This window comes from Streptomyces sp. YS415 (assembly GCF_023544665.1).
GTDB lineage: Bacteria > Actinomycetota > Actinomycetes > Streptomycetales > Streptomycetaceae > Streptomyces.
Genome location: NZ_JAMJFL010000001.1, coordinates 151,670 through 174,997, shown reverse-complemented (window position 1 = coordinate 174,997; position 23,328 = coordinate 151,670). Strand labels below are relative to the sequence as shown.

At 72.7% G+C, this 23,328-nt stretch carries 18 protein-coding genes; 10 read left to right on the top strand and 8 right to left on the bottom strand.

Translation table 11 applies throughout. The features are described 5' to 3' along the window. Positions 1-205: 205 nt before the first annotated feature. A complete protein-coding gene (locus tag M8H82_RS00775) occupies positions 206-835 on the top strand; it encodes a DUF3043 domain-containing protein (protein WP_250070295.1) in 630 nt (209 codons plus the stop codon). An 83-nt stretch (positions 836-918) separates the two neighbouring features. Beyond that, positions 919-1,620 (top strand): methyltransferase domain-containing protein, encoded by a 702-nt coding sequence (locus M8H82_RS00770; protein ID WP_250070294.1) that lies wholly within the window; start codon positions 919-921, stop codon positions 1,618-1,620. A gap of 67 nt (positions 1,621-1,687) precedes the next feature. Here the strand turns inward: M8H82_RS00770 and M8H82_RS00765 are convergent, their stop codons facing one another. Further along, positions 1,688-1,900 carry a hypothetical protein gene (locus tag M8H82_RS00765; protein WP_250070293.1) on the bottom strand — a complete coding sequence of 71 codons (213 nt, stop codon included), beginning with the start codon at positions 1,898-1,900 and terminating at the stop codon, positions 1,688-1,690. Positions 1,901-2,078: 178 nt separating this feature from the next. On the opposite strand from M8H82_RS00765, the gene M8H82_RS00760 reads away from it, so the two are divergent. After that, positions 2,079-3,281: a bifunctional adenosylcobinamide kinase/adenosylcobinamide-phosphate guanylyltransferase gene (locus M8H82_RS00760; RefSeq protein ID WP_250070292.1), complete on the top strand. Its 1,203-nt coding sequence runs from the start codon at positions 2,079-2,081 to the stop codon at positions 3,279-3,281. Positions 3,282-3,295: 14 nt separating this feature from the next. On the opposite strand, the gene M8H82_RS00755 is transcribed toward M8H82_RS00760, so the two are convergent. Continuing rightward, the gene (locus M8H82_RS00755) at positions 3,296-4,027 is read right to left on the bottom strand and encodes a class I SAM-dependent methyltransferase (RefSeq protein ID WP_308293226.1); all 732 of its coding nucleotides are present in this window, start codon (positions 4,025-4,027) and stop codon (positions 3,296-3,298) included. 135 nt (positions 4,028-4,162) lie between these two features. Between M8H82_RS00755 and cobT the strand changes: the two genes are divergently transcribed. Beyond that, positions 4,163-5,260, top strand: a complete 1,098-nt coding sequence (gene cobT, locus M8H82_RS00750) for a nicotinate-nucleotide--dimethylbenzimidazole phosphoribosyltransferase (protein WP_250070291.1) — start codon at positions 4,163-4,165, stop codon at positions 5,258-5,260. A 690-nt stretch (positions 5,261-5,950) separates the two neighbouring features. On the opposite strand, the gene M8H82_RS00745 is transcribed toward cobT, so the two are convergent. Then, entirely contained in the window at positions 5,951-6,721 is a 771-nt protein-coding gene (locus M8H82_RS00745) for a hypothetical protein (protein WP_250070290.1), read from the bottom strand. Between the two features lie 76 nt (positions 6,722-6,797). On the opposite strand from M8H82_RS00745, the gene M8H82_RS00740 reads away from it, so the two are divergent. Next, entirely contained in the window at positions 6,798-7,583 is a 786-nt protein-coding gene (locus M8H82_RS00740) for an adenosylcobinamide-GDP ribazoletransferase (protein ID WP_250070289.1), read from the top strand. Here the strand turns inward: M8H82_RS00740 and M8H82_RS00735 are convergent. The 5 genes from M8H82_RS00735 to M8H82_RS00715 all read right to left on the bottom strand — a co-directional run bounded on the left by M8H82_RS00735 (position 7,580) and on the right by M8H82_RS00715 (position 14,109). After that, complete coding sequence (locus M8H82_RS00735) at positions 7,580-8,362, bottom strand: endo alpha-1,4 polygalactosaminidase (protein ID WP_250070288.1); 783 nt, start codon at positions 8,360-8,362, stop codon at positions 7,580-7,582. The genes M8H82_RS00740 and M8H82_RS00735 overlap by 4 nt on opposite strands. After that, complete coding sequence (locus M8H82_RS00730) at positions 8,359-9,009, bottom strand: spherulation-specific family 4 protein (RefSeq protein ID WP_250070287.1); 651 nt, start codon at positions 9,007-9,009, stop codon at positions 8,359-8,361. The genes M8H82_RS00735 and M8H82_RS00730 overlap by 4 nt, the downstream gene beginning before the upstream one ends. Further along, positions 9,006-10,460: a hypothetical protein gene (locus M8H82_RS00725; protein WP_250070286.1), complete on the bottom strand. Its 1,455-nt coding sequence runs from the start codon at positions 10,458-10,460 to the stop codon at positions 9,006-9,008. Before M8H82_RS00725 ends, M8H82_RS00730 begins: the two co-directional genes overlap by 4 nt. Then, a complete protein-coding gene (gene pelF, locus M8H82_RS00720; protein WP_250070285.1) occupies positions 10,457-11,980 on the bottom strand; it encodes a GT4 family glycosyltransferase PelF in 1,524 nt (507 codons plus the stop codon). The genes M8H82_RS00725 and pelF overlap by 4 nt, the downstream gene beginning before the upstream one ends. 92 nt (positions 11,981-12,072) lie before the next feature. Continuing rightward, positions 12,073-14,109: a hypothetical protein gene (locus tag M8H82_RS00715; RefSeq protein WP_250070284.1), complete on the bottom strand. Its 2,037-nt coding sequence runs from the start codon at positions 14,107-14,109 to the stop codon at positions 12,073-12,075. 346 nt (positions 14,110-14,455) lie between these two features. On the opposite strand from M8H82_RS00715, the gene M8H82_RS00710 reads away from it, so the two are divergent. The 5 genes from M8H82_RS00710 to aceE all read left to right on the top strand — a co-directional run bounded on the left by M8H82_RS00710 (position 14,456) and on the right by aceE (position 23,281). Beyond that, complete coding sequence (locus tag M8H82_RS00710; RefSeq protein WP_250070283.1) at positions 14,456-15,973, top strand: leucyl aminopeptidase; 1,518 nt, start codon at positions 14,456-14,458, stop codon at positions 15,971-15,973. 243 nt (positions 15,974-16,216) lie between these two features. Further along, positions 16,217-17,605: a dihydrolipoyl dehydrogenase gene (lpdA, locus tag M8H82_RS00705; protein ID WP_250070282.1), complete on the top strand. Its 1,389-nt coding sequence runs from the start codon at positions 16,217-16,219 to the stop codon at positions 17,603-17,605. Positions 17,606-17,665: 60 nt separating this feature from the next. Continuing rightward, positions 17,666-19,438 (top strand): 2-oxoglutarate dehydrogenase, E2 component, dihydrolipoamide succinyltransferase, encoded by a 1,773-nt coding sequence (gene sucB, locus M8H82_RS00700; RefSeq protein WP_250070281.1) that lies wholly within the window; start codon positions 17,666-17,668, stop codon positions 19,436-19,438. 258 nt (positions 19,439-19,696) lie between these two features. Then, positions 19,697-20,326: a GntR family transcriptional regulator gene (locus M8H82_RS00695; RefSeq protein WP_250070280.1), complete on the top strand. Its 630-nt coding sequence runs from the start codon at positions 19,697-19,699 to the stop codon at positions 20,324-20,326. Between the two features lie 252 nt (positions 20,327-20,578). Continuing rightward, on the top strand, positions 20,579-23,281 hold the full coding sequence (aceE, locus tag M8H82_RS00690) for a pyruvate dehydrogenase (acetyl-transferring), homodimeric type (protein ID WP_250070279.1): 2,703 nt from the start codon (positions 20,579-20,581) through the stop codon (positions 23,279-23,281). The last annotated feature ends 47 nt before the right edge of the window (positions 23,282-23,328 follow it).

Sequence of the window (23,328 nt, the reverse complement as noted above, 5' to 3'; positions counted from 1 at the left end):
CGACAGAACCCACAGTACGGGCCCTGCATCCATTACCGCACTGTTCGGGGACGGATGCGCTCATCCCCAAGGACGACTGCGTGCGCTCCGGCTCCGGCGTAAGGAGTAGGTGTCCCTCGGGGTTCCCGGAAACGGATGCAACGTCCCCTCTGTCCCCTACAGGACGACCGGTGTTGCCGATTCGTTCCCCACCGGGCGGGGGTCCATGCGCGGCGACCCCGTACCCTTGGGTTTTGTGTTCCGTAGCCGTGCCAAGGATGAGAAGGCATCGGTCGCCGACAAGGCGACCCTGACCGACTCCAATCAGCCCCGCGACCCGCAGGCCCCGAAGGGCAGGCCCACGCCCAAGCGCAGTGAGGCCCAGTCCCAGCGGCGCAGCGTCGCCAATACGCCGACCACGCGCAAGGAGGCCGCCAGGCGTCAGCGCGAGGAGCGCCGGCAGGTTCTGAGTCGGCAGCGCGAGGCGCTGGCGAGCGGCGACGAGCGGTATCTGCCGGCCCGTGACAAGGGTCCGGTGCGCCGCTTCGCGCGCGACTTCGTCGACTCGCGCTTCAACGTCGCGGAGTTCTTCCTCCCGATGGCCGTGATCATCCTCGTGCTGAGCATGGTGCGGGTGGGTGCGATGCAGAGCATCGCGCTGCTGCTGTGGCTGGTCGTGATCGTGCTGATCGTGCTCGACTCGATCGCCACCGGTTACCGCCTCAAGAAGCAGCTCAACGAGCGCTACCCGGACGACAACAAGCGCGGCGCCGTCGCCTACGCCCTGATGCGGTCCCTCCAGATGCGCCGGCTCCGGCTGCCCAAGCCGCAGGTCAAGCGCGGGGAGCGGCCCTGAGCACGACGCCGTTCTCCGGGGGCGCGGCGCATGCCTGGCTGACGAAGCTGGGCGGACTGCGGGACGTCGTACGGCAGGAGCTGGTGGCCCGGCAGCTCGATGAGCAGATAGCCGGGCGCTTCCCGGTCGGGCGGCGCCTGCGGATCCTCGACGTCGGCATGGGCCAGGGCACGCAGTCCCTGCGCCTGGCGCGGGCCGGGCATCAGGTGACCGGCCTGGAGCAGGACACGACGATGATCGCCGCGGCGCGGCAGGCGCTGGCGGGCGAGCCGGAGGGGATCCGCGAGCGGATGCGGGTCATCGAGGGGGACGGCCGGGAGACCGGCGTGCACTTCCTGCCGGGCAGCTTCGACGTGGTGCTCTGCCACGGCGTGCTGATGTACGTGGAGGAACCCGACCCGCTGCTGGCGGGTCTGGCCCGGGTGCTGGCCCCGGGCGGCCTGCTCTCGCTGCTGGTCCGCAACGGCGACGCGCTGGCGATGCGGCCCGGCCTGTCCGGCGACTGGGCCGGGGCACTGGCCGCCTTCGACACCACCGCCTACCGCAACCGGCTGGGCCTGGACGTACGGGCGGACCGCCTCTCCACCCTCACCGCGACCCTCGCCGGCATCGGCGCCCCGCTGCACTCCTGGTACGGGGTACGGGTCTTCACCGACACCGCGGCGGACGACGCGCCGATCCCGGCCGACGTGGAGACGCTGCTGGCGGCCGAGGAGCGGGCGGGGCGGACGGACCCCTACCGCGGCATGGCGGCGCTGCTGCACCTGTGCGGGGTGCGGGGCTGAGCCCCGTTCGGGCCGGGCGAGAAGGGGGGCGCCCCGAGGCGCCCCGCTCTCCGGTCGTGGGCCGGCTTCAGGCCTCTTCGGCGTGCAGGCTCATCGGTCCGTAGATCTCCGTGGCGTCCTCGAACAGCCGTACCTGGTCCACGCCGCCGGCGAGGAGGTCCTTCCACACCTCGCCGATCCAGGACTCGGCGTCTCCCTGCGTGGTGAACTCCTCCGGCTCCACGGCGGGTGCGGTCTCCGTCCCGTCGGCCTTCTCGAAGCGCCAGGTCCATGCTGCCATGCGGGGCCTCCTAGGTGAGCTTCTGTCCCTGTCAGCCTATTGGCTGCGGAAGCTGCCGCGAACAAGATCGAGGCGGTTTGTGATCTGCGGGCGGCCGGAGGCCGGTCGCGCGGGTCGCCGCGCCCCATGAGGGCGCCCCAGTCGCGCGGGCTGCACCGTGACCGGTGAAAATCAGTCCGTGGAACTGACTCTGCTCGGCACCGGTGCCCCCACGGGCCTCCCCCGTCCCGAATGCACCTGCGCGGCCTGCGCCACCGCGCTCGGTCCGGCCGCCCGGGCGGCGACCGCGCTGCTCGTGGACGGGGCCCTGCTGCTGGACCTGACCCCCGGGGCGGCGTTCGCGGCCGCCCGGGCGGGGCGTTCCCTGGCGGGCGTACGGCAGGTGCTGCTGTCGCATCCGCACGACGGACCGGCCGTCGAGGTGCCCGCGGGGCTGCCCGCGCCGGGCCGGGTGCCGGACGGACGGGAGTTGGCCCTGCTGACGGGCCATCGGGTGCGGGCCATGGCGATGGACGCGGGGGGCACCGGGTACGCGGTGACCGGGCCCGACGGGCAGCGGCTGCTGTACCTGCCGCCCGGGAGCGCGCCGGCCGGGCTGGAGAACGGGGACACCGGGGCGTACGACATGGTCGTCGCCGATGTGCTGGGGCGGCCCGACGCGCTGGCCCGGTTGCGGGCGGTGGGGGCGGTCCGGCCGACGACGGACGTGATCGCCGTGCATCTGGACCATGACGTGCCGCCGGGGGCCGAGGTGCGGCGGCGGCTGGCCGCCCTGGGGGCGCGGGCCGTACCGGACGGGACGACGCTGGTGGTGGGGGCGTACGAGGAGGTGCCGGACGTGCCGCGGCGCACCCTGGTGCTGGGCGGGGCGCGGTCCGGGAAGTCGGTGGAGGCGGAACGGCGCATGGAGGCGTTCCCGGACGTGCTCTATGTCGCCACCGGCGGGCTGCGCGGCGGGGACACCGAGTGGACGGCCCGGGTGACGGCGCACCGGGAGCGGCGGCCCGGGTCCTGGCGTACGACGGAGACCTGCGACCTGGTGCCGTTGCTGGCCGAGGACGGGGCGCCGCTGCTGATCGACTGCCTGTCGCTGTGGCTGACGGACGCGATGGACGCCGTGGGGGCGTGGGACGACGCGGTGTGGGCGGAGGGCGGGGAACGGGCGCTGCGGGACCGCGTGGAGGAGTTGACGCAGGCGGTGCGCGGGACGCGGCGGACCGTGGTGGCGGTCTCCAACGAGGTGGGGTCCGGGATCGTGCCGGCGACGGCGTCGGGGCGGCGGTACCGGGATGAACTGGGGCGGCTGAACGCGGCGTTCGCGGGTGAGTGCGAGCACGTGCTGCTGGTGGTGGCGGGGCAGGCGGTGACGTTGCGGGGGTGACGGCCGGGTGACGGTTACGCGCGCTGCTTGCGGGCGATGATCCGGTACGCCCGGGAGAAGTCGCAGCGGGCCGTGGTGACGACCGTGCAGGACTGCGCCGCCAGTTCCGCGCGGAGGTTGGACCGGGGCACGAGGTGGCCGGGGCGGGTGCGGGGGTGCCACCAGCGGCCGAGGAGTGCGGCGAACGCGCTGCCGGGGTCGGGGAGTTCCAGCAGCAGGTGGCCGCCGGGGCGCAGGGCCGTCAGGGCCGCCCGGACCTCTTCGCGGGGGTCGGGGGTGCGGTGCAGGTGGTGCAGGACGCTCACCACGTCGTAGCGGGCGCGCAGGTGTGCCGTGAGGTGGGGGTCGGTCAGCTCGCCCGTGTAGGCCTCCTCCAGGTGGCCCGCCGTGCGGGCCCACTCCACGCGGGCGGTGGCGTCCACGCCGTCGAAGGAGGTGTAGGGGAAGACCTCCTTGGCCGCCTCGGGGAACGCCGCGTCGCCGGTGCCGACGTCCAGCCAGCTCTCGGGTTCCGGGAAGGGCAGCATCGCCCGGGCGGTGGCCAGCAGCCGGCCGCGGCGCGGGCGGCCCTGGTACGGGTAGTGCAGCAGGCCGGGGTTCTGGAAGGCGTGGGCGCAGTCGCCGCAGGCGTCGAGCGTGAAGCCGTCGGTGTGCAGGCGGGTGCGCAGGCGGGTCGAGCCGCACCAGGGACAGTCGTCGCGGTGCGGTGCGCGGCAGAGGTCCGTGCCAGGGAAGAGGGCGGTCATGGGGCGGCTCCGGGCAGGGAGAGAGATGCGACATTTAACTGCAAAACGGAACGTATGGGATAGCGATCTTGGACGCAACGATGCGGACGCGATGTGGCGGCCTTCCGTTCGACCGGGGCCGGTACTGTTCGGCGAATGAGCTCGCTTAATCTCGACGACTTCACCGATCTGATCGAGCGCCCCGACGGCGGGGTCCGCCGCGACGCGGAGGCGCGCCGGGAACGTCAGATCGTGCCGCCCGGGTCGCTGGGCCGCCTCGACGACCTGGGTGAGTGGCTGGCCGCGGCGCAGGGCGCCGTGCCGGTGCGGCCGGTGGAACAGCCGCGGGTGCTGCTGTTCGCCGGCGACCACGGGATCGCCGAGCTGGGTGTCTCGGCGCGGGCCGCGGGCAGCGCGGGGCAGTTGGTGCGGGACGTCCTGGAGGGCGGCCGGCCGGTGTCGGTGCTCGCGCGACAACTGGGGGTCCCGGTGCGGGTGGTGGACCTGGGTCTCGACTGCGACCCGGAGAGCCTGCCCGAGGACGTCGTACGGCACCGGGTGCGGCGCGGCAGTGGGCGCATCGACATCGAGGACGCGCTGACCCTGGAGGAGGCGGAGGCCGCCTTCCTGGTCGGCGTCCGGATCGCCGACGAGGAGGCCGACTCCGGTACGGATCTGGTCGTGCTCGGCGATGTGAGCGTGGGCGGTACGACGGCGGCGGGCGTGCTGGTCGCCGCGCTGTGTGGGACGGACGCGTCCGTGGTGACCGGGCGGGGTGGGCTCGCCATCGACGACCTGGCCTGGATGCGCAAGTGCGCGGCGATCCGGGACGCGCTGCGCCGGGCCCGGCCGGTGCTCGGGGACCAGCTGCAGTTGCTGGCGACGGTGGGCGGGGCCGACCTGGCCGCGATCACGGGTTTCCTGCTGCAGAGCGCGGTGCGGAAGATGCCGGTGATCCTGGACGGCGTCGTCGTGGCCGCGTGTGCGCTGGTGGGCCAGCGGGTGGCGTTCCGGGCGCCGGACTGGTGGCTGGCGGCCCACGACAGCGGCGAGCCCGGCCAGGCGAAGGCCCTGGACCGGATGGCCCTGGACCCCCTGCTCACGCAGGGCGTGAAGGTCGGCGAGGGCATGGGAGCGCTGCTGGCCCTGCCCATGGTCCAGGCCGCGGCGTCCCTGGCGGCGGAACTCCCGGAGACGCCGGAGGAGAAACTCCCGGAGCCGCTGGACGCGGAACTGGAAAAGTCCGAAAACTGACCCTCCCGGCCGGGGTAAGCGGCCGTTGGGGAGGAGTTGGCGTCCGGGTCCGTTTGCCGCCGCCGTCAGGGAACGCCCACCGACCGGCCCGGCCCAGGACCGCTGCACGGCTGCCGCCAGCGGTCCCCGGAAGGGCCGGGGCCAGGGTCTGATCGGCCGCCGCTGGCGCTCGCCCGGGGCGCAGTTGGCGTTCCGGGCCGGATGCCGCCTCCGTACCGCCGGGGTCAGCGGTCGTCCTGGAGCGGTTGACCTCCGGGGCCGGATTGGCGCCCCTGCGCCGCCGGGATCAGCAGTCAGCCGGGAGCGGCTGGCGTCCGGGACCGGATGGCCGCTCCTGCGCCGCCGGGGTCAGCGGTCAGCGATCAGCCGGGAATGGCTGGCGAACCGGGACCGGATTGGCGTCTCCGGGCCGCCGGGTCAGCAGTCGTCCGGGGAGCGGTTGGCCGCCTCCGCACCGCCGGAGTCAGCGGTCGTCCAGGAGCAGTTGGCGTCCGGGGCCGGATTGGCGTCTCCGGGCCGCCGGGTCAGCAGTCGTCCGGGGAGCGGTTGGCCGCCTCCGCACCGCCGGAGTCAGCGGTCGTCCGGGAACGGTTGGCGAACCGGGGCCGGATTGGCGTCTCCGCGCCGCCCGGGTCAGCAGTCGTCCGGGAAGCGGGTGGTGACCGGGGCCGGATTGGGGCCTTCGCGGCGTCAGGGTCGGTGGTCGGGCGGGGTGTGGTCGGGGATCGGGGTCGGTTTGCCGCCGATCCAGTCCTGGACGGCTCGGGTGGGGGCCGCCCAGCGTTTGTCGTGGCGGGTGGCGCGCAGGGTGGATCTCGCGCGGGCGCGGGGGCGGCGGCCGTAGAAGCGGCGGGACCACAGGGAGCCGGGGCGGGCCAGGCGGAGGGCGCCGACCAGGGCGACGACGGGGACGATGATCCCGAAGACGGCCAGGAAGGTCTTCCCCTTGGAGAGGGCCACCAGGGAGAAGAGGAAGTTCACGGCGACGGTCCAGATCACGCTGCCCCGGCCCTGGAGTTCGTCCTCGGTGAGGTCGTTGACGCCGAACGGCGAGAAGCCGGAGAGGACCAGGCCGACGAGGGCGGCGGTGAGGACGACGACCTCGACGCTCTGGCGGCCCTCCTCGGTCCAGTAGACGTCGGCCAGGTGCAGGATCAGCGCGAACTCGTCCAGCACCAGTCCCGCGCCGATGCCGAACACCACCGCGCACACGGCCGCGCCGAACCCGTGCCGGCTGCTCGCGACCGCGCCGAACCCGCCGATGACGGTGAGGATCACACCGGGGACGACGTGGTGGATGTGCACCCCGCCGGCCTGGACGTTGCCGAAGGGGCCCTTGCCCGCCCGGATGAGCCGGGTGACGACCCGGGTAATGACGAAGGTGAGCACGAAGGCGGTGAGGGCGAGGAGCAGGGGCAGCTTGCCCGGTTCGATGATGTTGCGCTCCAGCCATGACCCCATGGGCCGAGTGTGCCCGCGACGGGACGAGGCCGCGGCCGGTGTTGGGCCGTGGGAGTGGTGCGGCTAGCCTGCCCGGATGTCCCGCGCTCCCGGCCTGCACGGTCTCCGCTTCGCCTTCGGCACCCTCACCGTCCTCCCGGTCGGGGTCGAGCGGTGGGACCGGGACGCCGCGCGCGGGGGCATGCTCGCCGCTCCCGTGGCCGGGCTGGTCGTCGGCGCGCTGGCCGGGGCCCTGGGGCTGGTGCTGCTCCTCCTCGGGGCGGGGGCGCTGCTCGCCGCCGTCGCCTCCGCCGCCGTGCCCGCTCTCCTCACCCGGGGGCTGCATCTCGACGGCCTCGCCGACACCGCCGACGGGCTCGGCAGCGGCAAGCCCGCCGAGGACGCCCTGCGGATCATGAAGCAGTCGGACATCGGGCCCTTCGGCGTCATCACCCTCCTGTTCGTGCTGCTCGCCCAGGTCGCCGCCCTCGCCCAGCTCTACGCCGACTCCTGGGCCCGCGGTGCCCTCGCCGCCCTCGTCTCCGCCGTCGCCGCCCGGCTGGCGCTCACCCTCGCCGCCCGTGCCGGGGTGCCCGCCGCCCGGCCGGAGGGGCTCGGCGCGGCCGTCGCCGGAGTGGTGCCGGTGCGGTCGGCGGTGGCCGTGACCGTCGCCGTCGCCCTGGGCGCGGGCGCCGCCGGGGCGCTCCTGGGCGCCGGTGACGCCGTCCGCACCCTCCTCGCCGTCCTCGCCGCCCTCGCCGTCGCCGACCTCCTGCTGCGCCGCTGCGTCCGGCGTTTCGGCGGGGTCACCGGGGACGTCTTCGGCGGGGTCGCGGAGACCGCCGCCACCGGGGCCCTCGTCGTGCTGACGCTCGGCCTCTAGCAGGGCTCGCGCCACGCTCCCAGCTCGTACTTCTTCAGCAGCGAACTCAGCCCCAGCCGGCGGGAGTCGGCGCAGAAGCGGCTCGTCGGCAGCTCGTACTCCACGTGGAAGACCGCCTTGTCCGCGTCCGTGAACGGCTTCAGCGCGCCGCACTCGTCGTACTGCGCGCACTGCTCGTTCACCGCGAAGTCGAAGTCCCCCACCAACTCCGGGATCTGGTCCAGGTCGTTCTTCAGGCCGACGGCCAGACCCCGGTCATGGGCCAGTTTCGCGATCAGCCGGTTGTAGCGGAGCTGGTCGCGGGCGGTGAGCGGGAAGCCGGTGCGGTTGCGGTAGCCGTCCATGTTGTCCGGCTCGACGGCGTCGAAGCCCTTGTCCCGGCACATGTCGAGCCGGGCCGCCATCAGCGGCTCCAGGACGTCCGTGCGGCGGATGTCCAGCCAGCGCTCGCCCTCCCAGCCATTGCCCCGGCCCAGCACCTTGCCGGGGAACTCCCCGGCGTCCGGGCGGAACTCCTCCCAGGCGCCGGTGGACAGGTAGCAGATCACCTTGCGGCCGTCCCGGTGCAGGCCCTCGACCGTCCGCTCCGAGTGGTCGAAGCCGTCGATGTCGTAGACCGGCACGTCGACGGAGGTGTCCAGGCGTCCGCTCAGCTGCCACTGCCAGCCCGTGCCGGGGCGGGGCTGCCAGCGGGCGCCCGGCGGCTTGCCGTCGGAGGCCGTGGTGCAGCCCGCGAGCAGCAGGACGAACAGGGCGGCCAGCGCGTACAAACGTCTCACCGGGCGGGCTCCAAGGCGTGCGGCAACGTACCCCAGGGATGATCCCCCACGCCGGGCACCGCACAGTGCACCGTGGCCCCGCGCGCCCGCGCCGGCCGCTCCGCGTCGACGCCCGCCGGGACGCCGTACAGCAGATGGCATACGCGCACCCCGGCGCCGTAACTCTCCTGCCGCGGGGGCAGTTCGCGGTACGTGGACCAGGTGCCCTCGAAGGTGACCAGCACGTCGGCGATGCGGCCGTAGGAGGGGTGGGGCGGGGTGCCGTGGTTGAGGACGAGGGTGGCGCTGCCGAGGCCCCAGGCCGCGACCGCGAGCCGCTGGTAGTACGCGAACTCCTCGCGGTCCGTGGCGACCTGGTCGAAGAAGGCGCCGTCGGTGCCGTACCAGTCGCGGTGCCGGGTGAGGTCGCGCAGGACGTCGGCGGCGGGCCGGCGGCCGTATCCGGTGTCGGTGTAGCCGAGGACCCGGACGTCCGCCGCGCGCAGCCGGGCGGCGAGGTCGGCGAAGGCCGGGTCGGGGCCGTCGCCGGGGCCGCTGGCCGGGTTGAGGATCACGCCGTAGAGGCGGGGCGCGGCGGCGACGACGGCGTCCCACTCGGCCGGGCGGACGGCGGGGTGCTCGTAGTAAGGGACCAACAGGTTCTTCATCTGTGGGCGGTTGCCCTTCCCAGCAGGACGCACACCAGGGCGGACTGCGCCAGGGCCGCCGCGCCGTACACCGCCGCGCCCACGGTGTGCGGGCCGCCGGTGTGGGTGACCAGGGCGAGCGTGTGGGCCAGGGCGGCCAGGACGCAGATCAGGGCGGCGCCGGCGACCGCGCCGAACGACTGGAGCAGCAGGCCCGTCCACATCACCACGCCGAGCAGGAGCAGTCCGGCGAGCCGGAGGCCGGAGACGGCGGGGGCGTGCGGCCACAGCGCGGCGGTGACGAGGTCGAGGGCGAGCAGGGCGGCCAGGTAGGCGCCGAGGCAGGCGACGAGCGCCCGGGCGGTGGTGCGCCGGAACGCCCTCGGTGTGCTGCAGGCCCGCAGCCCGGCGAGGCCGCGGCTGCGGAAGCGGTGCAGCAGCCATTCGGCGGGGCCCATGCTGAGGGTGAGGGCCACGGCAGCGGGGGCGGCCACGGCGGAGAGCCCGTCGCCCGCGAGGACGTCACCGAGGGCCGCGTACACGACCAGGACACCGGTGCTGAGCCCGAACAGGGCGTAGGGGAGGGAGGCGGTGAGGGGGACGGTGCCCGGCGCCGGGCCGGCCGCCGGGGTGCCGCTTCCGCGCGGCGCCGCTGCCCGCACTGCCAGGACCGCCACCGCGGCCGCCGAGCCCAGGAGCAGCATGAGTCGTGCCGCGTCCGGGACGGGGCGGACCAGCGCCAGGACGGCCCCGGCCGTCATCGGCAGCAGCGCCGCCAGCAGGGCCCGTTCGCGGCCCAGCACCAGCAGGGCCGTCGCCGCGCCCAGGTAGCAGGACTGCCCCGCCGCGAAGGCGACCGCCGCCGGGGCCGCGGTACCGGCGGCGAGCAGGGCCACCAGGGCGCCCAGCAGCGCTCCGGCCGGCCCGCCCAGCAGCAGGGAGCGTCGGGCCGCGGCCCGGTCGCCCAGCCCCAGCCAGGTGTACGCCCGGTGCGCCAGGCCCTGGTTCCACGCCCAGCCGAACAGGGCCGCGGCCAGCAGGGGGACCGTGCCCGCCGGGAGACCGTGGTCGTCCGGGGGGCCCGCGAGCAGGGGGGCGCCCAGGACGTAGCCGAAGCCGGGCAGGGCGAAGACGACGCCCCGGAGCAGACAGCTCAGGAGGCTTGTCCGCCACGGGTCGGGGGCGGTGTGCTCGGGTTCGGGGTAGCGGCGGGCCACCCGTTCGTACAGCTCCTCCGCCAGCGCGAAGGAGTTCTTGACGCCGTAGCGCTCGCGTATCTGGTCGTCCGAGAGGCCGTCGGATTCCAGCAGCGCGGCGATCTCGTCGGGGTGGACGGCGGCGGCGACGAAGCCGTCGAGCCGCTCGGCCAGTTCGTCGACCGGGTCGGGCCCCGCCCAGCGGGGTGTGCGCTGCCGGGGGATCACGGGCAGGGTGCCGGGGGCGCCCGGGGGCATGCGCAGGCCCCGGCTCACCAGTCGGTTCCGTCCGTCGCGACCTTCTCGTACCAGGGGTCGCGCAGTTCGAGGGTCCAGTCGGCGACGGTCTCGACGGTCGGCTCGTACACCTCGGGCAGGCCCGCGAGCTCCTGGTAGATCGTCCGGAAGGCGTCCACGGAACGGCGCAGGGTGAACCGGTCGATCACCCGCTGCCGGGACAACTCGCCCAGGGCCAGGCGGCGTTCGTCGTCCCTGAGCAGGGTGAGGGCGGCCGCGGCCATCTTCTCCGGCTCGCGCGGCGGGACGACCAGTCCGGTGTCGCCGACCGCCTCGCGCACTCCCCCGACGTCCGTCGAGACCGTCGTACGGCCGCAGGACATGGCCTCGATGATCGAGAACGGGAAGCCCTCGGAGATCGACGACAGCATGACGACGTGTCCGGCGGCGTAGGCGCGCCAGACCTCGCTGATGCGGCCCTCGAAGGTGAGGCCGTCGGTGACGCCGAGTTCGGCGGCGAGCTTCTCCAGTTTCGTCCGGTACGCCTCGCCGCCGGGCGGGACCGGGCCGAACAGCCGCAGCCGGGTCTCGGAGAGTTCGGCGCGGACCATGGCGTAGGCGTGGAGGAGGGTCTCCAGGTCCTTGATGGGGTCGACCCGGCCGCACCAGGTGAGGGTGGGGACGTCGGGCTCGGGGCCCGCGTGCGGGAAGGCGTGCGGGTCGACGCCGTTGTAGACCGTGCGGATCTTGTCGGCGTCGGCGCCGCCGCGCTCCTCCCAGCGACGGTTGTACTGGTTGCACGGTGTGATCAGGTCGGCCGCCCGGTACCCGTGTGAATTGAGTTCACGGTAGAAGCCGAGCATGAACGCCTTCACCGGCCAGCGCTGTTCGGCGCTGCGGTAGCCCAGGTAGCGCTCGCGCAGATAGATGCCGTGCTCGGTGAGGAGGAACGGCACCCCGTCCAGTCGGTGGGCGGCGAGCGCGGGCAGCGTGGCCAGGCCGCTGCTCACCGCGTGCGCCACCGAGTCCTCCGGGATCCGCGTGCCCAGCGGGCGCAGCGCGTGTTCCAGCAGGTCGGTCGCGGTGAGCGCGTCGTGCACGGTGGGCCCGGCGGCGGCCGTCGGCAGATGCGGCATCGTCCAGATCCACATCAGCGACCGCAGCGCGGACTCCGAGCGCAGCGCGGCGGACAGCTGCCCGGCGCGGGCGAGCCGGGCCAGCTCGTACAGCGCCTCGCCGAAGTCGGGCCCCGCCCCGGGGTCGAGGAAGGAGAGCAGGAACCGCTCGTAGGAGTCGAGGAAGCGGCGACGGGCCCGGCCGAAGAGGGCGCGTCCGCGTCCCGGGCGCGGTCCCCAGGTCGGCACCGTGACATGCCGGCGGACGTTGGGCGGCAGCTCCCAGGTGACCGGTTCCCGGCCGGTCCCGGTCAGGGAGACGACGTGGAAGTCGACCTCCGGCATGCCCTTGACGAGCTGGTCGCACCAGGTGCTGACGCCGCCGTGGACATGCGGGTAGGTGCCTTCGGTGAGCATGGTGACATGACGGCCCGATCGCCTCATGCGTGAGTTCCCCCCTGCGGAACGGGTCCTACGGTCCGAGCGGCCCACCCCGGCCGGTCAGGATCCGGGGTGGGGCCGGTCGGCAACTCGCCTCAGGCCGACGGCAGTTTCAAAGTGAGAGCCGACTGCAGCGACGCCGGTGCGGCCCAGGCCGAGCGCTCCCCCGCGTACGGCGTGCCGAACACGGTGGTGCCCAGCAGCAGTTGCTTCCTGGTGCCCTCCGGTGCCGTCACCGGGATCTGGGTTCCTGACGGGGCGCTCACCGTCACGGTCGTGCCGATGCGGTACGCCGTGACCCGGTTGTTCGCCACCGCGGTACGCCAGGCCGTGCGGCGCTGGAGCTCGGTGCCGATGGCCTTCTGGGTGAGGTTCTCCACCGGGGTGTTGTCGGCGAACAGGGCCCGGTAGTCGGCCAGCACCTTCTCCATCACCGGGTAGAGAATGCGGTCCTCGGCGAGGTTGGACTGGTGGGCGTAGTGCGGGCGCGGGTCGTTGCCGACCACGTGACCGAGGGCGATGCGGGCCTCCTGCGGGACGATGTACTCGTCGTAGCCGGTGGCCGGGTCCAGGGGCTCGTCGAGGCAGGTGGAGGCGGGGTTGGTCGCGCAGACACCGCTGCCGCCGTCCTCCGCGGAGGCGTAGATCCAGTTGTACTCGTCGGCCATCTCGGCCTCGGTGCCGGTGTTGTAGTACACGTTCATCGGGTGCCGGGGCACGGTCAGGGCGGCGCCCACCGCGCGCTGCTCGGGCTCGCGGGAGTTGTCCGAGGCGACCCACTTGACGCCGTTGTCGGCGAGGGCGCCGGCCAGGTTCGGGTTGTCGTTCGGCTGCTGCGGAAGCGTCCTCAGCCCCGAGTGCTCGCCGGTGACCAGTTCGGTGCGGTCGACGGGGAGTCCCTTGGCGACGGCCCAGTTGTGGTTGTCGCGGATCTGTGCGGCGATCTCGGACCGGCTCATGTACTTCGTCGAGCCGTCGGCGTTCTTCGCGCAGCTCCACGGCACGGTCGAGGTGTCCTGGACGCAGCCGAGGAAGGGGTGCGTGTAGGTGTGGTTGATCCAGCGGTACTGCGCCTTGTCGGCGAGCAGCCGGGCGGTGAGCGGGTCGGTGCCGCCGTGCTCGGTCTTCCACTCCTCGCCGGAACCGGCGTTGTAGACCATGTCCATGGTGAAGCCGTGGGTGTGCTGCCACTGGGCGGCGTACACCGCGTCCTCGGCCGTCATCCGGATCGGGTCGGTCTCCTCGCCGCCGCCGACGCAGTCGATGTCGCCGGGGGTGCAGTTGCGCTCGGTGTCCCAGCGGGCGTCGGGGGCGAAGACGTCGTCGACGTGCACCGCGAAGTAGTTGCGGTCCTGGCCGAGGTGCACGCCCTGGGTCAGCCACTCGACGATGCCGCGGGCGAGGACCCGGAACTGCTGCTGGTGCTGGTTGTAGGCGAAAGTCACCACCAGCTCGCGGCGCCCGTCGTGGGCGTACTCCCCGATCAGGCTGCCGCGCCCGTCGCCGTCGGGCACGGGGACGTCGACGTAGCTGGTGAAGCCGGCGCGGGGGCGGGCGACGTAGCCGTAACTCTCCTGGACCGTGGGGGCGTTGTCCTCGAAGCGGAACGCGCCGTCGAGGTAGCCGAAGTGCGTCGACTTCCCGGCGTCGGTGACCGCGGCCTGGCGTCCGTCGAGGCTGCCGGACCAGCCGCCCTCGGTGGTGTAGTCGAGGCCGACGCCCGGGTGCGCCCAGGTGTAGGCGTCGACCTGCGGGATGCCGTAGGTCCGCTCGTAGGCCTCCAGCGCGCTCTGTTCGGCGGATCCGCTGCCGAACGGGGCCTCGTTCGGCAGGACGACGCCCTGGAACTTGGCGCGCGGGCGGCCGCCGACCGTGTCGCTGAGGAACGCGGCGGTCACCGCCGGGCGTGCCGAATCGTTCAGGTCGATCGTGGTGTACGGGATGCCGGTGCCGCGCAACTGGGCGGCGATGGCCCGGACCGCGCTGCCCCCGTCGTCCACCACCAGCACCCTCAGATCGACGCGCGGCTCCACGGCCGCCGAGGCGCCGGGCACCCCCGGTCCCAGCATGATGACTCCCGCGGCCGTCAGGGCGGCTGCGGTCCTTCTCGATCTGCGCGCACGGTGCGCCATGTGTCGTCCCCTCCCCCAGAAGACCCCCCTGGACGGAACCGAATCGGGGAGGATCCTTGGAAATCATGCGAAGCGGCGAGCCACCGGCTCACCGGAACGCGATGAGTGTGTCTCAGCTCACCGGGGGTGAGGGGCGGTAAGTGGCCATGACGCCACCGACAGGTGAACGCCCGCAGGAATGAGCGAACGGACCACACGCGCGTAGGCTCGTCCCGAGTGTCAGCCGCACCGGGGAAGGCCCCGCTGAGCCCGCACCCGTTCAGCCGAATAGGGTCGGCCCTCGGGCCCGGTCGACCCACACCTTTCGGCCACTGCAACTTCACATCGGAAGCGAGATTTCACCACCGTGACTGCTCTCACTCTCAGCACCGCCGCGACGCCCGGCCTGCGGGCCGACGCGATCGTGATCGGTGTCGCCAAGGGCGCCAAGGGCCCCGTGGTCGCCCCGGGCGCCGAAGCCCTGGACAAGGCCTACGACGGCAGGCTCGCCGGCGTCCTGGAGACCCTCGGTGCCTCCGGCGGCGAGGGCGAGGTGACCAAGCTCCCGGCTCCGTCCGGCTTCAAGGCTCCCCTCGTGGTGGCCGTCGGCCTGGGCGCGGAGCCCGAGAAGGGCGCCGAGTACGGCGCGGAGGCGCTGCGCAAGGCCGCGGGCGTGGCGGCGCGTGCGCTGGCCGGCTCGAAGAAGGCCGCCTTCGCTCTCCCCCTCGCCGACGCCGCGGACGCCGGTGCCGTCGCGGAGGGCGCGCTGCTCGGCGCCTACTCCTTCGACGCGTACAAGGACAGCGGCAAGGACGGCAAGGGCAAGGGGCCGCTCGGCGAGGTCACCCTGCTCGGCGGGAAGCCGCGCGACAAGGCGTTCAAGGCCGCGATCGAGCGGGCCGCCGCCGTCACCGAGGAGCTCAACCGCGCCCGTGACCTGATCAACACCCCGCCGAACGACCTCAACCCCGAGGCGTTCGCCGCGGTCGCCCAGGTGGCGGCCAAGGAGCACGGCATCAAGGTGCAGGTGCTCGACGAGAAGGCCCTGCAGAAGGGCGGCTACGGCGGCATCCTCGGCGTCGGCGCCGGCTCCGCGGCGGGCCCCCGGCTGGTGAAGCTGTCGTACACGCACTCGAAGGCGAAGAAGCACCTCGCGTTCGTGGGCAAGGGCATCACCTACGACTCGGGCGGCATCTCGCTGAAGCCCGCCGGGCACAACGAGACGATGAAGTGCGACATGAGCGGGGCGGCGGCGGTGTTCGCGGCCGTCGTCGCCGTGGCGCGGCTGGGCCTGCCGGTCAACGTCACCGGCTGGCTGGCGCTGGCCGAGAACATGCCCTCCGGCTCCGCCACCCGCCCGGGTGACGTGCTGCGGATGTACAGCGGCAAGACCGTCGAGGTGCTCAACACCGACGCCGAGGGCCGGCTGGTGCTGGCGGACGCCCTGTGGGCGGCCTCGCAGGAGAACCCGGACGCGATCGTCGACGTGGCGACGCTGACCGGCGCGATGGTGCTGGCGCTGGGCAACCGGACGTTCGGCGTCATGGCCAACGACGACGCCTTCCGCACGGCGATCGTGGAGGCCGCCGAGGAGGTCGGCGAGGCGTCCTGGCCGATGCCGCTGCCGGACCACCTGCGCAAGGGGATGGACTCCCCCACCGCCGACATCGCGAACATGGGCGAGCGGATGGGCGGCGGCCTGGTCGCGGGCCTCTTCCTGCGGGAGTTCGTCGGCGAGGGCATCACCTGGGCGCACCTCGACATCGCGGGCCCGGCCTTCAACGAGCAGGGGCCGTTCGGCTACACGCCGAAGGGCGGCACCGGCTCCGGCGTGCGCACGCTGGTGCGGCTCGCGGAGCTGACCGCCGCCGGCGACCTCGGCTGACCGGGTCCGGCGGGGCCTCGCTCGCGGGTAGCGCGAGGCCCCGCCGCTCGAGGACGGGTGGATACCGCCCGCGTGTGGTGTCTCACACGTCGGCCCGGCGTCTCGCCCCGTGCCGACAAGTGCGAAGATGGGGCTCGGCAGGACAGGGCCCCCACCGAAGGGCCGAAAGCAAAGAGCGGCCGGACACCAGCCGCCGACCGGTCACTGGAGACCGGCGTGGCGCACATGCATGGAGGACGTGACGTGGCGAACGACGCCAGCACTGTTTTCGACCTAGTGATCCTCGGCGGTGGTAGCGGTGGTTACGCCGCGGCCCTGCGCGGGGCGCAGCTGGGCCTGGACGTCGCCCTGATCGAGAAGGACAAGGTCGGCGGCACCTGCCTGCACCGGGGCTGCATCCCCACCAAGGCCCTGCTGCACGCGGGCGAGATCGCCGACCAGGCCCGCGAGAGCGAGCAGTTCGGTGTCAAGGCCACCTTCGAGGGCATCGACGTCCCGGCCGTCCACAAGTACAAGGACGGCGTCATCGCCGGCCTGTACAAGGGACTCCAGGGGCTCATCGCCTCCCGCAAGGTGACGTACATCGAGGGTGAGGGCCGCCTCTCCTCCCCGACCTCCGTCGACGTGAACGGCCGCCGTGTCCAGGGCCGCCACGTCCTGCTGGCGACCGGCTCCGTGCCGAAGTCGCTGCCGGGCCTGGAGATCGACGGCAACCGCATCATCTCCTCGGACCACGCCCTCGTCCTGGACCGGGTCCCGAAGTCGGCGATCGTCCTCGGCGGCGGTGTCATCGGCGTCGAGTTCGCCTCCGCCTGGAAGTCCTTCGGTACGGACGTCACCGTCATCGAGGGCTTCAAGCACCTCGTCCCGGTCGAGGACGAGAACTCCTCCAAGCTGCTCGAGCGCGCGTTCCGCAAGCGCGGCATCAAGTTCAACCTGGGCACCTTCTTCTCGAAGGCCGAGTACACCCAGGACGGTGTCAAGGTCACCCTCGCCGACGGCAAGGAGTTCGAGGCCGAGCTGCTGCTCGTGGCCGTCGGCCGCGGCCCCGTCTCCCAGGGCCTGGGCTACGAGGAGCAGGGCGTCGCCATGGACCGCGGCTACGTCCTGGTCGACGAGTACATGCGCACCAACGTTCCGACCATCTCCGCCGTCGGTGACCTCGTCCCGACCCTCCAGCTCGCGCACGTCGGCTTCGCCGAGGGCATCCTGGTGGCGGAGCGTCTGGCCGGTCTGAAGACCGTCCCGATCGACTACGACGGTGTCCCGCGGGTGACCTACTGCCACCCCGAGGTCGCCTCCGTCGGCATCACCGAGGCCAAGGCCAAGGAGATCTACGGCGCGGACAAGGTCGTCGCTCTGAAGTACAACCTGGCGGGCAACGGAAAGAGCAAGATCCTCAACACCGCGGGCGAGATCAAGCTCGTCCAGGTGAAGGACGGTGCGGTGGTCGGCGTCCACATGGTCGGTGACCGCATGGGCGAGCAGGTCGGCGAGGCTCAGCTGATCTACAACTGGGAAGCGCTGCCCGCCGAGGTCGCCCAGCTCATCCACGCCCACCCGACGCAGAACGAGGCGATGGGCGAGGCCCACCTGGCCCTCGCGGGCAAGCCGCTGCACTCGCACGACTGATCCCTCGGTCGACGAAGCGACGACACAGACTTCCGCAATCCGTTAGGAGCAACCGAAACCATGGCGGTTTCCGTAACCCTTCCGGCGCTCGGCGAGAGCGTCACCGAGGGCACTGTCACCCGCTGGCTGAAGGCCGAGGGTGAGCGCGTCGAGGCCGACGAGCCGCTGCTCGAAGTCTCGACCGACAAGGTCGACACCGAGATCCCCTCGCCTGCCGCCGGTGTCCTGGCCTCCATCAAGGTCGCCGAGGACGAGACCGTAGAGGTCGGCGCCGAGCTGGCCGTCATCGACGACGGCACGGGCGCGCCCGCTGCCGCCGAGGCTCCGGCCGCCGAGGAGGTGGCCCCGCCGGCTCCCGAGCCGGCCCCGGCCGCCCAGCCGTCCACGGAGCAGGCGGCCCCGGCCCCGGCTCCCACCGCCGAGGCCGCTGCCGGCTCCGGCTCCGCCGAGGGCACGGACGTCGTCCTGCCCGCGCTCGGTGAGTCCGTCACCGAGGGCACCGTCACCCGCTGGCTGAAGTCGGTCGGTGACAGCGTCGAGGCCGACGAGCCGCTGCTCGAGGTCTCCACCGACAAGGTCGACACCGAGATCCCGGCGCCCACCTCCGGTGTGCTGCTGGAGATCACGGTCGGCGAGGACGAGACGGCCGAGGTCGGCGCCAAGCTCGCCGTCATCGGCGCCCCGGGGGCGGCTCCGGCCGCTGCCCCGGCCCCCGCCGCCCCGGCCCCGGCCCCGGCGCCTGAGCCCGAGCCCGCTCCGGCTCAGGCCGCGCCGGCCGCCCCGGCTCCGGCTCCCGCTGCTCCGGCCGCCCCCGCCGCCCCGGCTCCGGCCGCCCCGGCCCCCGCGCCGGCCGCTCCGGCTGCCCCGGCTCAGGCCGCTCCGGCGCCCGCCGCGCAGGCCACCGACGAGGGTGCCTACGTGACCCCGCTGGTGCGCAAGCTCGCCGCCGAGAACGGCGTCGACCTGGGTGCCGTCAAGGGCACCGGCGTCGGCGGTCGTATCCGCAAGCAGGACGTCATCGCCGCCGCCGAGGCCGCGAAGGCCCCCGCTCCGGCTCCGGCCGCCGCGGATCCGGCTGCCGCCAAGAAGGCCCCGACGCTGGAGGCCTCCCCCCTCCGCGGCCAGACCGTCAAGATGCCCCGCATCCGCAAGGTCATCGGCGACAACATGGTCAAGGCGCTGCACGAGCAGGCGCAGCTGTCCTCGGTCGTCGAGGTCGACGTCACCCGCCTGATGAAGCTGCGCGCCCGCGCCAAGGACGCGTTCGCGGCCCGGGAGGGCGTCAAGCTCTCCCCGATGCCGTTCTTCGTCAAGGCCGCGGCCCAGGCGCTGAAGGCCCACGCGCCCGTCAACGCCAAGATCAACGAGGCCGAGGGGACCATCACCTACTTCGACACCGAGCACATCGGTATCGCGGTGGACTCCGAGAAGGGCCTGATGACCCCGGTCATCAAGAACGCCGGTGACCTCAACCTCGCCGGCATCGCCAAGGCCACCGCCGACCTGGCGGGCAAGGTCCGGGCCAACAAGATCACGCCGGACGAGCTGTCGGGCGCGACCTTCACCATCTCCAACACCGGTTCGCGCGGTGCGCTCTTCGACACGATCATCGTGCCGCCGGGCCAGGTCGCGATCCTCGGCATCGGCGCCACGGTCAAGCGCCCGGCCGTCATCGAGACGGAGGACGGCCCGGTCATCGGCGTCCGCGACATGACGTACCTGACCCTCTCCTACGACCACCGCCTGGTGGACGGCGCCGACGCGGCCCGTTACCTGACGGCGGTCAAGGCGATCCTGGAGGCGGGCGAGTTCGAGGTCGAGCTCGGCCTGTAATCCAGCTGGGCTTTTTGCCTGTACGGCGCCCCGTCCGGAAATCTTCCGGGCGGGGCGCCGCCGTTACGGAAGGCCGGCTGTGACGCCGCGAGAGGGACGCGGATGGCATCGAGGTGCGGCTCCGCCCCGCGGGCACTGCTCACGCCGCACGCCGTGTAAGCCTCGTCTCACCTGCGTGAAAGCGCCCCTGTGCGCCCTCCCCCGACGCGAGGACGGCCTTATTGTCTAATCGTCAAACGCGCGCCCTAAGGAGCCCTCATGACCGCGCCCGTCGTCCACTCGCTGCGCGAACAGATCCGCGAGCACATCCTGGAAGGGATCATCAGCGGACGCTGGCAGCCGGGCGAGCGGATCGTGGAGCGGCGGATCGCGACCGAGCTGGAGGTCAGCCAGACGCCGGTGCGCGAGGCGCTGCGCGAGCTGGAGTCGCTGCGGCTGATCGAGTCGGCGCCCAACAAGGGCGTACGCGTCAGGAATCTGACCGCCGCTGATCTTGAGGAAAGCTATCCCGTGCGGGCCGGCCTGGAGGCCATCGCCGCGGAGCTGGCGGCCGGGCGGCTGGCGGAGGACTGCTCCGCGCTGGAGCCGCATGTCGCCGCGTTGTACGAGGCGGACCGGAACGCCGACGGTACGGCGCAGGTGCGGCACACCGTCGGCTTCCACCGGGAGATGGTGCGGGCGGCCGGGAACTCGGTCCTGCTGCACACCTGGGAGGGGCTCGGCATCGAGGTCTTCACCGCCCTCTCCATCCGCTGGCTGGGGACCGTGCAGCAGTCGTACGCGGAGGAGCACGAGGAGCTCGTGCAGGCCTTCCGGCGGCGGGACCCGCGGATCGCGGAACTGGTCAAGGCTCACGTCCTGGGCTGCGCGCCGCGCCACGAGCCCTGAGCGGACCCCCGCTCATACGTCGTCCCACCTGCACAAATAGACGGCACCCGGTGTCTCCGGCGGAGGCACCCCGTGCCGACTTTCTCGTTATCGAGAGGTTTTCCCCTTCAACCCTTTGATCGATCATCGATCAGGGAGTTACAGTCGCCGACGGGTCTGAACCGAGACCCACGCCCTGTCCTGCCAAAGACCAAGGGCACCCCCGAACCCTTACCGATGAGGGAACCCCCTTCGACTGAGGAAGGCGGCGACATGACCGACCCCAACGCCATCCAGCCCAGCGAGCTCGACCAGCTCCACGACCGGGACCCGGAGGAGACCGCCGAATGGCAGGCCTCCCTCGACGCGGTCGCCAAGGCGGCCGGCCCGCACCGTGCGGCTTACCTGATGCGCCGCACCCTGGAGCGCGCGGAGGGCACCGGCATCGCGCTGCCCAAGCTGCTGGAAACCGACTACCTGAACACCATCCCCACCGCCGCGGAGACGGCCGTCCCCGGTGACGAGGAGATGGAGCGCAGGATCACCGCCTGGAACCGCTGGAACGCGGCCGCCATGGTGACCCGCGGCTCGAAGTACGGCGTCGGCGGCCACATCGCCACCTTCGCCTCCGCCGCGTGGCTGTACGAGACCGGCTTCAACCACTTCTTCAAGGGGAAGGAGGCGGATGGCTCCGGTGACCAGCTCTACATCCAGGGCCACGCCTCCCCCGGCATCTACGCCCGCGCCTTCCTCGACGGCCGGCTGAGCGAGCACCACCTCGACCGCTTCCGCCAGGAGTCCGCCGGCGACGGCCTGCCGTCGTACCCGCACCCGCGCCGCCTTCCCTGGCTGTGGGAGTTCCCGACCGTCTCCATGGGTCTCGGTCCGCTCTCCGCCATCTACCAGGCGCGCTTCAACCGGTACCTGACCAACCGCGGCATCAAGGACGTCTCCGCCTCGCACGTGTGGGCGTTCCTCGGCGACGGCGAGATGGACGAGCCCGAGTCGACGGCGGCCCTCGCGCTCGCCGCCCGCGAGGAGCTGGACAACCTCACCTTCGTCATCAACTGCAACCTGCAGCGCCTCGACGGCCCGGTCCGCGCCAACTTCAAGATCGTGCAGGAGCTGGAGGCGCAGTTCCGCGGCGCCGGCTGGAACGTCATCAAGACGCTGTGGGGTACGGCGTGGGACGAGCTGTTCGCGCTCGACACCACCGGCGCGCTGGTACGCCGGCTGCGCGAGGTACCGGACGCGCAGGTGCAGACGTACCAGACGCGTGACGCCGCCTACATCCGCCAGGACTTCTTCGGTGCCGACCCGGCGCTGGTGGAGATGGCGAAGCTGCTGAGCGACGACAAGATCCTGGAGTGCTTCCACCTCTCCCGCGGTGGTCACGAGGCGCGCAAGGTGTACGCCGCCTACAAGGCCGCCGTCGAGCACAAGGGCGCGCCGACGGTGATCCTGGCGCAGACCGTCAAGGGTCACACGCTCGGCGAGGGCTTCGCGTCGAAGAACGCCAACCACCAGATGAAGAAGCTGACGGTGGACGAGTTCAAGACGATGCGTGATCTCCTCGAGCTGCCGATCAAGGACAGCGACTTCGTCGACGGTGTGGTGCCCTACGGCCACCCCGGCGCCGACTCCCCCGAGGTGCGCTACCTCCAGGAGCGCCGCGCGGCCCTCGGCGGCCCCGCCCCGGCCCGTCGTACGCACGCGCTCGCCCCGCTGCCGGCCCCCGCGGAGAAGGCCTTCGCCTCCTTCGACAAGGGGTCGGGTTCCCAGAACGTGGCCACCACGATGGCCTTTGTGCGGCTCGTCAAGGACCTGGTCCGCGACAAGGAGTCGGGCAAGCGCTGGGTGCCGATCGTCCCCGACGAGGCGCGCACGTTCGGCATGGAGAGCCTCTTCCCGTCCCTGGGCATCTACTCGCCCAAGGGCCAGACGTACGAGCCGGTCGACCGCGACCAGCTGATGTACTACAAGGAGGCCAAGAACGGCCAGATCCTCAACGAGGGGATCACCGAGGCCGGCTCGATGGCCGACTTCATCGCCGCGTCCACCGCGTACTCCACGCACGGTGAGGCGATGATCCCGTTCTACATCTTCTACTCGATGTTCGGCTGGCAGCGCACGGCCGACCAGATGTGGCAGCTCGGCGACCAGCTCGGCCGGGGCTTCCTGATCGGCGCCACCGCCGGCCGGACCACGCTGACCGGTGAGGGCCTGCAGCACGCCGACGGCCACTCGCCGGTGATCGCGGCGACGAACCCGGCGGCGCTGACGTACGACCCGGCCTTCGCCTACGAGGTCGCGGCCATCGTCAAGGACGGTCTGCGCCGGATGTACGGCGAGGCGGCACCGGGCGAGGACCCGAACGTCTTCTACTACCTGACCGTCTACAACGAGCCGCTGCCGCAGCCCGCGAAGCCGTCCGGGCTCGGCATCGACGAGGGCATCGTCAAGGGCCTGTACCGCTTCAACACGGCCGAGTCGGCGGGTGTGACCGTGCCGGCGAACGCCCCGCGCATCCAGCTGCTGGGCTCCGGTACGGCGATCCACTGGGCGCTGAAGGCGCAGCGGATGCTCGCCGAGGAGTGGGGGGTCGCGGCCGACGTCTGGTCGGCGACGTCCTGGACCGAGCTGCGGCGCGACGCCCTGGAGGCGGACGCGGCGCTGCTGCGGGGCGAGGAGCGGGTGCCGTACGTCCGGCAGGCGCTGCAGGGCGCCGAGGGCCCGGTGCTGGCGGTCTCCGACTACATGCGGCAGGTCCCGGACCAGATCGCGCAGTGGGTCGAGCAGGACTGGTCCTCGCTGGGCGCCGACGGCTTCGGTCTGTCCGACACCCGCGAGGCGGCCCGCCGCCACTTCGGTGTCGACGCCGAGTCCATCGTGGTCGCGGCCCTGGCCCAGCTCGCCAAGCGCGGCGAGACGCAGGCCACGGCGGTGAAGGAAGCGCGCGCCAAGTACGGCCTGTAGGACAGGACGTCACAGGAGGCCCCCACCTCGGTGGGGGCCTCCTGCAT